At 60.4% G+C, this 14047-nt stretch carries 13 protein-coding genes; 7 read left to right on the plus strand and 6 right to left on the minus strand.

Going from position 1 to position 14047, the window contains the following annotated elements; genetic code table 11:
• Positions 1-3 precede the first annotated feature (3 nt).
• From AC6RA8_RS02840 to AC6RA8_RS02850, 3 genes are all read right to left on the minus strand, one after another.
• Complete coding sequence (locus tag AC6RA8_RS02840) at positions 4-1158, minus strand: carbohydrate ABC transporter permease (protein WP_500350615.1); 1155 nt, start codon at positions 1156-1158, stop codon at positions 4-6.
• Positions 1158-2393, minus strand: a complete 1236-nt coding sequence (locus AC6RA8_RS02845; protein ID WP_500350616.1) for a carbohydrate ABC transporter permease — start codon at positions 2391-2393, stop codon at positions 1158-1160. Before AC6RA8_RS02845 ends, AC6RA8_RS02840 begins: the two co-directional genes overlap by 1 nt.
• Before the next feature lie 120 nt (positions 2394-2513).
• Positions 2514-3872 carry an ABC transporter substrate-binding protein gene (locus AC6RA8_RS02850; protein ID WP_500350617.1) on the minus strand — a complete coding sequence of 453 codons (1359 nt, stop codon included), beginning with the start codon at positions 3870-3872 and terminating at the stop codon, positions 2514-2516.
• 246 nt (positions 3873-4118) lie between these two features.
• Between AC6RA8_RS02850 and AC6RA8_RS02855 the strand changes: the two genes are divergently transcribed.
• Positions 4119-5156 (plus strand): LacI family DNA-binding transcriptional regulator, encoded by a 1038-nt coding sequence (locus AC6RA8_RS02855; RefSeq protein ID WP_500350618.1) that lies wholly within the window; start codon positions 4119-4121, stop codon positions 5154-5156.
• A gap of 2 nt (positions 5157-5158) precedes the next feature.
• Positions 5159-6484, plus strand: coding sequence for a GH1 family beta-glucosidase (locus tag AC6RA8_RS02860; protein WP_500350619.1), 1326 nt, complete (start codon positions 5159-5161; stop codon positions 6482-6484).
• Here the strand turns inward: AC6RA8_RS02860 and AC6RA8_RS02865 are convergent.
• The 3 genes from AC6RA8_RS02865 to AC6RA8_RS02875 form a co-directional block, all read right to left on the minus strand.
• Complete coding sequence (locus tag AC6RA8_RS02865; RefSeq protein ID WP_500350620.1) at positions 6477-7334, minus strand: SDR family oxidoreductase; 858 nt, start codon at positions 7332-7334, stop codon at positions 6477-6479. The genes AC6RA8_RS02860 and AC6RA8_RS02865 overlap by 8 nt on opposite strands.
• Before the next feature lie 88 nt (positions 7335-7422).
• A complete protein-coding gene (locus AC6RA8_RS02870; protein WP_500350621.1) occupies positions 7423-8580 on the minus strand; it encodes a Gfo/Idh/MocA family protein in 1158 nt (385 codons plus the stop codon).
• On the minus strand, positions 8535-9245 hold the full coding sequence (locus AC6RA8_RS02875) for a GntR family transcriptional regulator (protein WP_500350622.1): 711 nt from the start codon (positions 9243-9245) through the stop codon (positions 8535-8537). The genes AC6RA8_RS02870 and AC6RA8_RS02875 overlap by 46 nt, the downstream gene beginning before the upstream one ends.
• A 101-nt stretch (positions 9246-9346) precedes the next feature.
• Between AC6RA8_RS02875 and AC6RA8_RS02880 the strand changes: the two genes are divergently transcribed.
• The 5 genes from AC6RA8_RS02880 to AC6RA8_RS02900 all read left to right on the plus strand — a co-directional run bounded on the left by AC6RA8_RS02880 (position 9347) and on the right by AC6RA8_RS02900 (position 14046).
• Positions 9347-10501: an LLM class flavin-dependent oxidoreductase gene (locus AC6RA8_RS02880; RefSeq protein ID WP_500350623.1), complete on the plus strand. Its 1155-nt coding sequence runs from the start codon at positions 9347-9349 to the stop codon at positions 10499-10501.
• Positions 10501-11391, plus strand: coding sequence for an aldo/keto reductase (locus tag AC6RA8_RS02885; protein WP_500350624.1), 891 nt, complete (start codon positions 10501-10503; stop codon positions 11389-11391). Before AC6RA8_RS02880 ends, AC6RA8_RS02885 begins: the two co-directional genes overlap by 1 nt.
• On the plus strand, positions 11391-11900 hold the full coding sequence (locus AC6RA8_RS02890) for a flavin reductase family protein (RefSeq protein WP_500350625.1): 510 nt from the start codon (positions 11391-11393) through the stop codon (positions 11898-11900). The genes AC6RA8_RS02885 and AC6RA8_RS02890 overlap by 1 nt, the downstream gene beginning before the upstream one ends.
• A gap of 87 nt (positions 11901-11987) precedes the next feature.
• On the plus strand, positions 11988-12572 hold the full coding sequence (locus tag AC6RA8_RS02895; protein ID WP_500350626.1) for a TRAP transporter small permease: 585 nt from the start codon (positions 11988-11990) through the stop codon (positions 12570-12572).
• Between the two features lies 1 nt (position 12573).
• Positions 12574-14046, plus strand: a complete 1473-nt coding sequence (locus tag AC6RA8_RS02900) for a TRAP transporter large permease (protein WP_500350627.1) — start codon at positions 12574-12576, stop codon at positions 14044-14046.
• Position 14047 lies beyond the last annotated feature (1 nt).

Genomic DNA, 14047 nt, shown 5'->3' on the forward strand with positions numbered 1-14047 from the left:
ATCCTATTTCACCGACCCGGCCAGCAGACCGCGCACCAGGTACTTCTGCATTGCAAAGAAAACGCACAGCGGCACTGCAATCGACACGAACGCCGCCGTCGCAAGGATTTCCCAATTGCCCCCACGGGTGCCCAGCAAGTTGACGATCTGGTCTGTCATCACTGTCGTTTGACCCGTGGCATCAATCAGGAACACCTTGGCCACCAGCAGGTCGTTCCAGGTCCATAGGAACTGGAAGATTGCAAAGGACGCCAAGGCGGGGAACGACAGTGGGAGGATGATCTTGGTGAAGATCTGGAAATCCGTCGCGCCGTCCACCTTGGCGTTTTCGATGATGTCACGCGGCAGGCCAACCATGTAGTTTCGCAAGAGGTATATCGCGAGTGGAAGGCCAAAGCCGGTATGGGCAAGCCAGACGCCCAGATACCCTTTGCCGATGCCAATCCCGACATGCAGTTTTAGCAGCGGGATCAGCGCCAGTTGCAGCGGCACCACGAGCAGGCCCACGACACATGCAATCAGGATTGCCCGGCCCGGAAAGTCCATCCACGCCAGTGCATAGGCGGCAAAAGCAGCCACAACGATGGGGATGATGGTCGCTGGGATCGTCACGGTCAGCGTGTTGAAGAACGCCTTGGCCATGTTGTCGTTGGAATCCCCGCTCGTCATAATGTTCACGTAGTTCCCGGTCGTGAACTCGGGTGGCGACACGGCGGTGACAAATGCACGCTGCCCACGGCCACTGATCTGCTCGTCATTGCCGGACCAGACATAGTTGCCGTCGGCATCGACCGAGAAAGTCTCACCATCGCCCAGGTCAGCCACGTCACCTGCCTGATAGGCATCAACAGCTCGGGATGACGTGCCCCAGCTTTGAATTTCGCCCGGCGCACCATCGTCGCCGAAGAAATTGCCCTCAACCACGAACAGGTCGCCGCGCTCCACTCGGTTGTCGTCAGGGTCCGCTGCCCGGTAGCGGTCAGTTTGTTCCGACGGGAACAACGATGCCCACCAGCCAGACCCTACGATCTGATCAGCGGTCCGGAAGGACGAAACCAAAAGACCGAATGTCGGGAACACCCAAAGAGCGACAAGCAGTACGACCGAGATGTTGACGGCCCAGCCCAGGGACGATTTGGAACCTGCAATATTGTCCATTATTTCATCTCCTTACGGGCGTTGTAGACATTCCAGACAAGGATCGGCGTCACGAGCAGCATGATGATGATGGCCGATGCCGATCCCACGCCCCAATCATTGGCGCGGAACATCTTGTCGTACATGTAGTTGGCCAGAACCTGCGTCTCCCACTGGCCGTTGGTCATCGCGAACACGATGTCAAAGACCTTGAGAACGACGATAGTGATGGTGGTCCAGACCACAACGATGGTGCCCATGATTTGGGGCACCTTGATCTTGAAGAATATCTGGAACGGGTTGGCACCATCGATGATGGCAGCCTCCACTGTCTCTTCCGGAATGCCGCGCAGGGCGGCCGACAGGATAACCATGGCAAAGCCGGTCTGGATCCAGATCAGCACCACCATCAAAAGGAAGCTGTTCCAGAACGGAATGGTCAGCCAAGTCTGCGGTTGGCCGTAGGGGTAACTGAAGGTGAAGACTCCGATCAGCGACGACAGCGACAAATACACAAGGTAGAGCGCGGCAACACCGACGAAAAGGCGCAGCGGCACGTATCCGGCCCCTCCGCCACGCTGTTTGCTCTCAGCGATCGGGCGTACGAAAATCCAGCCGACATAGGCGACAATCGCGGCGAAGGACAAAAGCATGATGGCGGGGAGAAGCTGGAGGAACAGGAACGACCCGATGCCGCCCTCAAACTGCAGCCAGACAGAGTTTAGGACGCCAATCTGGTTCTGGTCAGCGGGCCGTGCCTCGTAGACCAGTTTGAAGATCACACCGGCACCTACAAAGGAAATCGCCATCGGCATGAAGATCAGCGATTTGGCGGCAGACCCCCACTTGATGCGGTCAGTCAGCTGCGCGGCGAGCAAGCCAAAGGCGGTCGAGGCGGCAGGCACAACGATCAGCCACAAAAGGTTGTTGCGCAGTGCTTCCCAGAATTTGGGCTCGGCCATCATCTGGTTGTAATTGGCAAGACCAACAAAGGCGCCGCCCACATCACGGTCGGTCAGCGACAGGCGCAATGTCTCGAAAACGGGGTAGGCCAGATACAGGCCCAATGCGAAAATGGCAGGAAAAAGGAAGAGCCACGGGCGCACTTGATTGGCCCGATTGATGTTCTGCCCGGCCTGCGGTCCCTTGGCCGGAAAGATCACCTTGTCGAGGATCTGGTTCGATCCCCAGAAATACAGAACACATCCACCCACGCCGAGTGCAATGGTTATCAGTCCCAACAGTGCAGGGTTCATGAGGCTTCCTCCCTATGGCGAGGCCCGATTATGGTGCGGGTTTCTCGCGACCGGCGTTGGCCGGTTTGGTTGACCAGCCCGCAGATGCACGGACTGGTCGGTCTTGTGAGTGGTTTGGGCTTACTTCAGCGCGTCCCAGCTGGACTGGATTTCACCAGCGACAGCTGCGGCGTCCTTGCCACCTGCATAGTCAACCATCCCGGTCCAGAACGTACCGGCGCCAACGCCACCAGGCATCAGGTCCGACCCGTCAAAGCGGAATGTGGTCGCGCCCAGCAGAACTTCGCCCAGCGCACGCAGCGTGTCGTCCTTGTAGGCGTCCAGGTTCACACCATTGTGCGGCGTGAGGAAGCCGGTTTGCGCCATCATGATCTCGTGGCTGATTGGCTCCTGGAAGAACTCCATCAGGGCATTTGCGCCATCAGATGGGTTGGTGATCGCCATCAGAGTACCGCCACCCAGAACCGGGTCGCCCAGATCCTTCTCGGCATAGCTGGGGAAGTAGAAGAAGTTGGTGTCGACACCGAATTCTACGTCCTCAGGGAAGAAGGCGGGAACAAACGATGCCTGGCGGTGCATGTAGCACTGCGGTGGCGAGGTGAAGAGGCCTTTGGGCGAGTCACGGAAGTCGGTCGATGCAACTGCACCGGCACCACCGGCGACCTTGGCGTCGTCACGGGCAAACCAGCCGAACTCCTCGATTGCGGCCACGACACGCTCGTCGTCAAACGGGATCTCGTTGGTGGTCCACTGGTCATAAACGTCTGGCGATACGGTGCGCAGCATCATGTCCTCGACCCAGTCGGTCGCGGGCCAGCCCGTCGCGGCGCCGGAACCCAGACCGATACACCACGGCGTTTCACCGTCTGCAACGATTTGTTCGGTCAGCGCCTTGAGGTCTTCCATCGACTCCGGGATGTCATAACCTGCATCCTCGAAGTTCTCGGGATTATACCAAACCAGCGACTTGACGTTCACGTTGTAGAAAAAGCCAAACACCTGGTCGTTGCCATCGGCATCCGCATAGGTGCCCAGATCAACCCAGGACTGACCGGCGGCGTAGTTTTCCTTGACCCAGTCACCCATGCCTTCGGGCAGGGGGTGCAGTTGGCCTTTGCCCGCCATCACGGCGGCAAGACCAGGCTGCGGGAACACGGCAATGTTCGGGGCCGAACCGGCCTCGGCATCGATCACGATCTGCTGTTCGAAACTGTCGGACCCGGTGTAGATCACATCGGCGCCTGTGGCGGCCTCGAAATAGGCCAGAGCGTTGTTCAGATATCCATCCTCAGGCGTCAGCCAAGGGCCGAACACGGTGATGGTCTGACCGCTCAGGTCAGGGGCCCCTTCGGCCCATTCGTCATAGCTCTCCCAGCTGAACGGGCCTTCGCCCGGTGCAAAGGCCAAATGGCCGTCTGCATGTGCTGTGGCAGCCGTGATAGCCAACGCCGCGGCGCTGGCCAGAAGTTTCGTTGTCATTCTGGTCGTCCTCCCATTCTTGTTCAAATCCAACATGCTGATTGACCAGTTCATGCCCGCTTTCACATTTGTCAAAGCGCTTTGGATGTCGTGAACGTTGCCGAATTTTCACGTTCTGTCAAACGCTGTCCGGCCCTCGATGCAAAATAGTTTAACACGCTAGACGGGAGGTACGAGATGTTTTGACGTTAGCGCAACCAGCCGTTAGCGTCGTCATATCTAAAGCGCTTTGGAACGAATCCGCCTGTGAATCTTAAGGAACTGTCATCTTTGCTGGGTCTGAGCCAGACCACGGTCAGCCGGGCGCTGAACGGCTATCCCGAGGTGTCGGAAAAAACCCGTGCCCGCGTAGTTCAGGCCGCGCAGGCGCATGCCTATAGCCCGAATACCCGTGCCCAAGGCCTCGCCACTGGTCATTCCAAGTGCATCGGGCACGTGATTTCCGTCAGTGATTCGGCCGAGATGGTGAACCCAATCTTCGGTGACTTCATGGCCGGGGCTGGGGAGACCTATTCGGCCCACGGCTACGACATGATGGTCACGCGCGTCGGCGCACAGGACGAGGCAGACACTTATCGCAGCCTCAAGGCCCGTGGCGCCGTGGATGGCATCGTCGTGCACGCGCCGCGCCGCAACGATCCGCGCTTGGAACTGCTCGATAAGATCGGCCTGCCGTATGTCGTGCATGGTCGCTCCACTGGGATCAAGACGCCCTATTCTTGGCTTGACGTAAACAACACCCGCGCCTTTTCCGAGGCGACATCCTATCTCGCCAGCCTTGGCCACAGCCGCATCGCGCTGATTAATGGGCAAGAAACGATGGATTTCGCCATCCGTCGCCGCTCGGGCTACGAGTCCTCTCTGCGGTTTGCAGGTCTTGCCATTGACCCGGCGCTGATGAGCACCGGCGAAATGACCGAAGCCTATGGGTATACGCAAGCCAACGCGATGCTCGACCTCGATCAGCCGCCCACCGCCTTCCTTGCGGCCTCGATCATCTGTGCGGCAGGCATCCGCCGCGCGTTGGATGAACGCGGTCTACGGGTGGGGCAAGATGTGTCCATCGCCACGTTCGACGATTGCCTGAGCTATTTCGGCAATGGCGGCGACCAGCCTGTATTCACCGCATGGCAATCCTCTGTGCGGGCAGCAGGGGCGGCACTGGCGCAAATGCTCATCGACCGCATCCGTGCACCGCATGCGCCACATATCACCAAGCTCTGGGAGGCCGAGTTCGTCTCGGGCGCCTCGACCGGCCCGGCTCCGGGCACATCCAAGGACTGATCATGTTCACGCACAAACGCTCCGACTTTCCCGAAGGGTTCCTCTTCGGGGCCGCGACCTCTGCATACCAGATCGAAGGACACCAATATGGCGGCGCGGGCCGCGCCATGTGGGATGACTTCGCCGCGACCCCCGGCAACGTCGTCCGGGCCGAAGACGGCGCAAGGGCTTGCGATCACTACCACCGGTACGAGGCCGACCTTGACCTGCTGCGCGACGGCGGCTTCGACGCTTATCGCTTCTCGACAAGCTGGGCGCGGGTGATGCCCGACGGGCGAACGGTGAACCCCCAAGGGCTCGATTTCTACGACCGGCTGGTCGACGCAATGCTGGACCGGAACCTCAAACCCTGCGCCACGCTGTACCACTGGGAACTGCCCTCAGCCCTCGCTGACCTTGGCGGCTGGCGCAACCGCGACATCGCAAGCTGGTTCGGGGATTTCACCGAAGCCGTCATGGCCCGCATCGGCGACCGCACCTACTCTGTTGCCACAATTAACGAATTCTGGTGCGTGTCCTTCCTGTCCCACTTCCTCGGCCACCACGCGCCAGGCCTGCGTGACATCCGCGCTACCGCCCGCGCCATGCATCACGTGCTGCTGGCCCACGGCACGTCCATCGAACGGATGCGTGGCATGGGGATCGTAAACCTCGGCGCGGTCTTCAACATGGAATGGGCCACCCCCGCCGACGACGGCCCCGAAGCAGCCGAAGCGGCAGCACTCTACGATGATTACTACAACCACTTCTTCGTTTCGGGCGCGTTCAAAGGCACCTATCCTGACCGCCTTGTCCGTGACCTCGGCCCACACCTGCCGGGCGGCTGGCAAGACGACATGACCACCATCAAGGCCCCGCTCGATTGGGCCGGGATCAACTATTACACGCGTTCGATCATCGCCCCCAACGAAGGCCCATGGCCCCACCACCACGGGGTCGAAGGGCCGCTCGAAAAGACGCAAATGGGGTGGGAGGTCTATCCGCAGGGCCTGCACGACTTCCTGGTGCGCACAGCAGTCGATTACACTGGTGACCTCCCGCTTTTCGTGACCGAAAACGGCATGGCCAACGCCGACGTGATCACCGATGGCACCGTGCAGGACGATGCCCGCATCGCCTATTTCCAAAGCCACCTGCAAGCGGTCCGCGACGCCATCGCCAAGGGCGTGCCAGTGCAGGGCTATATGGCCTGGTCACTCATGGACAACTACGAATGGGCGCTCGGCTATGAAAAGCGCTTCGGCATGGTCCACATCGATTTCGACACACTCGAACGTACGCCCAAAGCGTCATGGCATGCGTTCAAAAACATGCTGACCGCTAGCTGAGGAAGGTTTCCACCACCTGCTGTTGCAGCTTCTTCCCATCCGGGTCGAGGTCGGTCTTTAACACGCAAAACGCTTCGCCCCATTTTGACGTGCGCGTCCGAATGGGCGGTGCGTCAGACGCAACGCAGTCCATCACAACCGCTGCCACTTCGTCAGCAGTCTGGTAGATGTCACCAACCGCGGCCCGCTCCTGCGCGCCGCCTACGTACTTCTGCAAGATCGGCAGGTACTCGTCATCCAGCATCCCCCCAGTTTCTTCCACCTGCTTCATAACGTTGGCCGAAAACTCCGACGTAATCCCGCCAGGCTCCACCACCGTGAAGTTGATCCCAAAGTTAGGCGAAATGTACGAGGCCATCGCCTCCATATACCCCTCAACCGCGAACTTGGCGGCGCAGTAAATCTCGTTGAACGGCTGCCCGACGAGCCCACCGACCGAGGATATGGTGATCACATGCCCGGCACGCCGTTCGCGGAAGTGGGCAATCAGCGCCTTGGTGCAGCGTACGACGCCCATGAAGTTCACGTCCATCACCCAGTTGATGTCAGCCTCGCTCGCCTGCTCGGTTGAGCGGACAAATCCGGCACCGGCATTATTGATCAGCACATCAACATGCCCTTCTGCGGCAATGACCTGATCCACACAAGCAGCTATCGACGCGCTATCCTGCACATCCAGCTGCGCCACATGCAACGTCACGCCCGCCGCTTCGACGGCCTCATCCAGCACGGCCCGTTTCGACAGGTTGCGCATGGTGGCATAGACCGTGTGGCCCGCCTTTGCGGCCTGAACGGCAATGGAGACGCCCAGACCGGAGGAACACCCGGTGATCAGAATGACTTTGGACATGGGGAGGGCTCCTTTTGCTGACTTCGATACAACCAGCAATGGGCCTGCTGCCAAGGATAGTCAAACCCGCCGGATGGCGAAGGATCGCTCACATCCACCGCCGTGGATCAACAGCCTGAACAGTCCGTGCGCTTTCCTGCGCAGCCATGCCCATCGCAACGGCCGCCCACCCGTCAGCCAACGTAACCTCTGGTTTGCCTTGCCCCCGTACAACGGCGGCGAATTTCTGGTGCTGATAAAAGGTCGATCCATTGTGATCGCCCGCCTCCAGCAGGGTTGGATCAACGGGGATGTCATGCGCCACCGGCCCCTGCGGCTGACGCGGTGATGTCACCAGCTTTGCCACCGGGGCCGGGCCCAGATGTCCTGGCCAGAACCGTCCCGGACCGGGTACAAAGGCCTCGATCTTGCCGGTGGGACCCACGGCGGACAGCTCTTCCTGATAGGCCGAGCCTTCGGCAAACATGCACAACTCCAGCATCGCACGCGTGCCATTGTCGAAATCGACAATCGCGTAGCCGCTGTCGATGATATCCGGAACCTCGCCGCCATAGTCTTCGTCCAGATGGTTCACCGCCTGCGTGGCCGACGCCATCACGCGCACCGGCTCCGCCCCCATCGCCAACCGCATCAGGTCAAAGAAGTGGCAGCACTTCTCGACAAAGGTGCCGCCCGTGTAGCGATTGAACCGGTTCCAGTCGCCAACCTTTTCAAGGAAGGGAAAGCGATGCTCGCGCACCGAAAGCTGCTTGATACCACCCGTTGCATCACCTGCCTTGTCCAGGAATTCGGCAATCACCGGCATATAGCGATATTCCATCGCCACCCAGATCGGGCAGGGATAGCTGTCGCGGAACGCGGCCAGCTTTGCGGCGTCCTCGGGGTCGGTAAACAGCGGTTTCTCGACCAGCAGGGGCAGGGGGCGTGTGGCCGCGATCTCTTCCATCTGCGCCACGTGGCAGAAATTGGGGCTGACGATCAGCAGGCAATCCAGCTCCTCAACGGCCAGCAATTCCTGCACCGAACCAACGGACTTGGCCTCGGGCGTGATGGCCGAAGCCCGCGCCGCCATGCCTGCATCCGGCTCAAAGAATGCGACGACCTGCGCATCGGGCAGCAGCGCGATATTGCGCATGTGTTCCTGCCCCATCATCCCGCATCCGATGATGCCATAGCGTACCTGATCCAACCTGCGTTCCTTCACTTCATGCGTTGCACATAAACGGCCCGCGCGGGGTCGTACCATGTGCGTGAAAATTCAATGGGTGCCGCTGCGTCCGCCCAGCTCAGGCGTTCGACATACCCGACCGTGTCGCCGGGACGCGGGCCATAGGCGTCGGGCGCCCAGTCCGGCACCGTGCCAAGCGACACCCGGTCCTCGGCCCGCTGGATCCACAGACCCAGCTCTTTGCGGTACGTGGCATAAAGAGATTCGGACATCGTCGCTTCCGACACGATTCCCGCATCCGCATCCAGCCAAATCTCTTCCACGGCGATGATTGTGTCATTCAGGGACCGCAGCCGCCGAATGCGCGTGCCCCGTGCCGCAGTCCCGAAATCGGGCAGGTCGGCGGGCTTGTCCATCAAGTCGACCGACAGAACACGCGCCCGTGGCAGACCACCCCCCTCCAGCAGTTCCAGCCGGAACATGGCATAGACGGTGCCCGTGTCCCCGCTGGCCCGGATGTAGTTGCCGGACCCCTGAACGCTCTCGATCAATCCCTTTTGGCCCATGTCCCGAAGGGCCTTGCGCAACGTGCCGACGCTCACACCCAGCTCGGCTGCCATATCCCGTTCGGGCGGCAAACGCTCACCATCAATCAACCGGCCGGAAATGATATCCCGCGTCAAAAGCTCGGCAATCTGCACGTAGATGGGCAGCGACTGAGGGGATTGTTTTTGCGTTGTCACGTGGGCTTACAAGCTGCAGGGCATGAAATTGATACACCATTGATCTACATCAATGACAGTGTTACGCAAGTGCCAAGTTGACCCGAACGGAAAGTGCGCTGATGACCATTGTCCCAATCACATCTCCTGACCTTGATGCGGCCGAAGTGTCGTGGTTCTCGGCGTTGTGCTCGGATGATTATCAGTTTCTCGGGGTGCCCGATGGCGGCTTGCGCTCAAGCTGGGCGCATTGCTCTGACATCGTAAAAGAGGCCGAGGCACAAGGCTTCCGCAACATCCTCTGCCCCTCCTCCTATCAGGTGGGGCAGGACACGTTGTCCTTCGTTGCGGGCTGCGCGCCGATCACGTCCAAGATCAACCTGCTTGCGGCGGTCCGCTGCGGTGAAGTGCAGCCCATCATGCTTGCCCGCACCATCGCCACGCTTGACCACATGCTCGAAGGGCGGCTGACGGTAAACATCATCTCCTCCGACTTCCCCGGCGAAAAAGCGGACAGCGAATACCGCTACCAACGCTCTCGCGAAGTCGTCGAAATCCTGAAGCAGGCCTGGACACGGGACGAAATTAGCTACGAGGGCGAGGTTTATAATTTCCAGGGCCTTACCACCGATCCAGTGCGCCCTTATCAGACAGGCGGCCCGCTGCTCTACTTCGGGGGCTATTCACCCTCCGCGCTCGAACTCTGCGGCCAGCACTGCGACGTTTACCTGATGTGGCCCGAGCCCAAGGAGAACATCGCCCAGCGGATGCGCGACGTGAACGCGGTTGCCGAGAAATACAATCGCACGCTCGACTACGGCCTGCGCGTGCACATGATCGTGCGGGATACCGAAGCAGAAGCACGCGAATACGCCGATTACATCGTGTCCAAGCTCGATGACGAATACGGCCAGCTGATCCGCGACCGAGCGCTGGATTCCACCTCGCTTGGCGTTGCCCACCAAGCCAAGGCGCGCGAACTGGCGGACAAGTTCGGTTATGTCGAACCCAACCTCTGGACCGGCGTGGGCCGGGCGCGGTCAGGCTGTGGCGCGGCACTGGTCGGCTCCACCGACCAGGTCATGTCGAAAATCGAAGACTATAAGAAAATGGGCATCCGGGCCTTTATCTTCTCTGGCTACCCACACTTGGAAGAAGCGAAACACTTCGGCGCGCGCGTGATGCCGCACTTGAAAACCTGCTCATTGCCCCATGCTTATGGTCGGGTGCCATCCGCCGCACCCGCAACACCCCTTGCTGCAGGAGAGCGCCGCTAATGGACCGCGTCCAACTATCCGACACTCTGAACTTTTCGCGCATCGTCTATGGCATGTGGCGCCTGGCCGATGACAGCGACACGTCCGTGGGCCATGTGCAGGCCAAGATCCACGCGTGTCTTGATCAGGGGATCACCACATTCGATCAGGCCGACATCTACGGCGGCTACGTGGCCGAGGCTGTGCTGGGCGAAGCGCTCAAGGCCGATAGCGGCCTGCGCAGCAAAATGGAGATCGTGACCAAATGCGATATCGTGGCACCCGTGGGCCGCTACGCCGATGCGCCGGCTAAATACTACGACACCTCCCGCGCCCACATCATGCAGAGCATCGAAAACTCGCTGCGGGACATGGCCGTTGATCATATCGACCTGCTGCTGATTCACCGCCCCGACCCGTTCATGGATCACCACGAAACAGGGGCTGCACTGGACGAGGCGGTCGCGAGCGGCAAGGTCGGCAGCGTGGGTGTGTCGAACTTCCGTCCATGGGATTGGACGCTGCTGCAATCGGGCATGAAAACGCAGCTGGTCACCAACCAGATCGAAATCTCGCTCAGCGAAATCAATCCGTTCACCAACGGCGATCTGGCCTTCCACCAGCAACACGGTCAACTGCTCATGGCGTGGTCACCGCTGGGTGGCGGTGGCCTGATGACGGGCAGTGAAAAGCTGCACAACGTCATGGATGAGATTGCCAGTGCCCAAGGCGTGGACCGCGCCGCGGTCGCGACTGCGTTTCTCTTGGCACACCCTGCAAATATCATTCCGGTGATGGGCACAAATAACATCGACCGGATCAAAAAGATCGGCGATGCTGCAAAGGTGTCGCTCGACCGGCCCACATGGTTCCGCCTTTATGAGGCGGCTCTGGGACACGAGGTGGCCTGATGACAATGCAAACGCTGAGCCAACCTACTGTGTTTTCACCTGACGCCAATTCCAGCCGCCAACTGCGCGACGCCTTCGGCAAGTTTGCCACCGGCGTCACGATGATCACGGCCCCCAGCGCGGATGGTCCGGTGGCCATCATCGCCAACAGCTTTTCGTCCGTTTCGCTCGACCCGGCGCTGGTGCTTTGGTCGGTTGACAGGGGCGCAAGGCGCTTTCCCTATTTCGAGGCAGCGGACCACTATGCGATCCACGTGCTGGCGGCTGAACAGCATGACATCTGCAAGCTGGCGGCGCGTGATGCTCACTTGCTGAACGACCATGCCCACACGCTGAACGCGGACGGCGTTCCCCTTATTGATCATTGCCTTGCGCGGTTCGAATGTCGCAGGGTGGCAGCACATGACGCGGGCGACCACGTCATTATCGTGGGCCAGGTCCAGCGCACTGAGATGCGCGACGGCCAGCCGCTCACATTCTTTGCCGGCCAGTTCGGCAGCGTCGACTAACGACGCCAAGACCCGCCCGCGGGGTTAAAGCGGAAAATGGGCCACGGTGGATTAACCGCCGGGCGACCGACAAAGGGAGGGCCCTTCATGGGTCTATTACTGACGGTGCTCGCGCCGATCAGCTGGGTGAATGGCACCTTGCTCAAGATCGGGCGTGCCATTGGCATCGTGGCGATTGCAGCCATGGTCATTGCGATCCTGATTCAGGTCGTGGCCCGCTATCTGTTCAACAACGCTCTTCCCTGGCCGGACGAGGCCGCGCGCTTCTGCATGCTTTGGATGACCGGCCTCATGGCGCCCACGGCGTTCCGGCGCGGCGGGTTCGTGGCGCTCGACATGATCTCGGGCGTGTTGCCCCGGGCCGCCGCCGCAATCCTGGGGCTGTTGCTGCTCCTGATCTCCATCGCGATCCTGCTGGTGGCCCTGCCCATCGGCTATTCCGAGGTGACGGGCTTTGGCGGCAAGTTCGCCACCGCGTCGCTCTACCTGCCGACGTTTGATGGCTGGTTCCGTGTGCCACGCAGCTGGATGATGCTGTCACTGCTTGTCGGTGTAGTTCTTCTGCTCATGGTCAATGTCGAATTGATCCTGCGCAAACTGGTCGAGCTTATGGGCGGCGGTGATCGCCTGCCAGACCTCGACCTTGGCGATATGGCAGCGGGGAGCGAATGATATGCTGATCTGGTTCCTTCCTCTCTTCCTGCTGTTCCTGATGATCGGCCTACCGGTCTTTTTCGGCCTGCTCGCGGCGCCGGGTATTCTGCTGTTCCTGAACGGGCAGGAACGCGACATCACGCTGCTTTACCGCAATGTTTACAACGGCATGGACAGCTTCCCGCTGATGGCGATCCCGTTCTTCATGCTGGCGGGTGAGTTGATGAACAAGGGCGGGATCACGATCCGTCTTGTCCAGTTCTCCCAAGCACTCATGGGCCACCTGCGCGGCGGCCTCGCACAAGTGAACGTCCTGTCCTCCATCCTCTTCGCGGGCCTCTCCGGCTCCGCTGTGGCCGACACCTCGGCCCTCGGCTCCATGCTGGTCCCCGCGATGGAGAAAGAGGGCTATACAAGACGCTACGCAGCCGCCATCACGGCGGCCTCATCCGTCATCGGCCCGATCATTCCGCCGTCTGGCATCATGATCATCTACGCCTATGTCATGGGCGAAAGCGTGGCGGCCCTCTTCCTCGCGGGCATTGTGCCGGGCATCCTCGTCGGTGTCGGCCTCATGGTGATGATCCGCGTCACGGCAGACCGCTATGACCTGCCTGCCGCGCACAAGGTGCAGTTCGACGGCGTGGAACTCAGCCCGATTGAGCGTTGGGTCTCCTGGGCGCTCGTGCGCCTGAACATCGGCCTGCTGCTTTGGGCCTTCCTGCCCTTGGGCGAAACGTCCCCTCTGATCCTCTGGGGCACATTCGCCGTGGCCGTCCTTGTCGCACATGCACTGATGCTGGCCCTGCGCACCCAAGTCAGCAGCGAATTCCGCACCATCTGCAAACGCGCCATTGTGCCCCTGCAAACGCCGGTGCTGATCCTGGGTGGCATCCTCGGCGGCGTCTTCACCCCGACCGAAGCTGCAGCGGTCGCCGTGGCCTACGCCGTCTTCGTCGCCTTCTTCGTCCTGCGCACCATGTCGCTCAAGGACCTGCCCGACATCCTCAGTCGCGCGGGCCTGACTTCGGCTGTGGTCTTGTTGCTCGTTGGCGCAGCGCTCGCATTCAAGACGGTGGTGTCGCTCAGCTACGCACCACAAATCCTCGCGGACTTTATCTTGACCCTGTCGGAAAACCCGTTGGTCCTGCTGTTCCTGATCAACCTTCTGCTGTTCATCGTCGGCATGTTCCTTGACGCAGGCCCCGCGATCATCATCTTAGGGCCCATCCTCGGGCCCATCTTCGTGGACCTTGGCGTTGATCCCATCCACTTTGCGATCATCATGTCGGTGAACCTGACAGTGGGGCTGGCAACACCGCCGATGGGACTTGTTCTGTTTGTGGCGGCTGCCGTCAGTCGTGAGAAGGTCGAAACCATCGCCAAGGCGATCCTGCCTTTCCTCGCCATCGAAATCGCGGTGATTTTCTTGATCACTTACGTGCCCGCCATTTCCATGACCATTCCCCGCCTCACGGGGTTTGCAAACTAAT

This window comes from Tateyamaria sp., assembly GCF_059783535.1.

Coding starts and splice junctions, on each gene's coding strand:
- AC6RA8_RS02865 (WP_500350620.1), bottom strand. CDS start 7,334: ATGTCCAAAGTCATTCTGATCACCGGGTGTTCCTCCGGTCTGGGCGTC.
- AC6RA8_RS02850 (WP_500350617.1), bottom strand. CDS start 3,872: ATGACAACGAAACTTCTGGCCAGCGCCGCGGCGTTGGCTATCACGGCT.
- AC6RA8_RS02885 (WP_500350624.1), top strand. CDS start 10,501: ATGGACCGCGTCCAACTATCCGACACTCTGAACTTTTCGCGCATCGTC.
- AC6RA8_RS02895 (WP_500350626.1), top strand. CDS start 11,988: ATGGGTCTATTACTGACGGTGCTCGCGCCGATCAGCTGGGTGAATGGC.
- AC6RA8_RS02860 (WP_500350619.1), top strand. CDS start 5,159: ATGTTCACGCACAAACGCTCCGACTTTCCCGAAGGGTTCCTCTTCGGG.
- AC6RA8_RS02880 (WP_500350623.1), top strand. CDS start 9,347: ATGACCATTGTCCCAATCACATCTCCTGACCTTGATGCGGCCGAAGTG.
- AC6RA8_RS02845 (WP_500350616.1), bottom strand. CDS start 2,393: ATGAACCCTGCACTGTTGGGACTGATAACCATTGCACTCGGCGTGGGT.
- AC6RA8_RS02890 (WP_500350625.1), top strand. CDS start 11,391: ATGACAATGCAAACGCTGAGCCAACCTACTGTGTTTTCACCTGACGCC.
- AC6RA8_RS02900 (WP_500350627.1), top strand. CDS start 12,574: ATGCTGATCTGGTTCCTTCCTCTCTTCCTGCTGTTCCTGATGATCGGC.
- AC6RA8_RS02840 (WP_500350615.1), bottom strand. CDS start 1,158: ATGGACAATATTGCAGGTTCCAAATCGTCCCTGGGCTGGGCCGTCAAC.
- AC6RA8_RS02870 (WP_500350621.1), bottom strand. CDS start 8,580: ATGGTACGACCCCGCGCGGGCCGTTTATGTGCAACGCATGAAGTGAAG.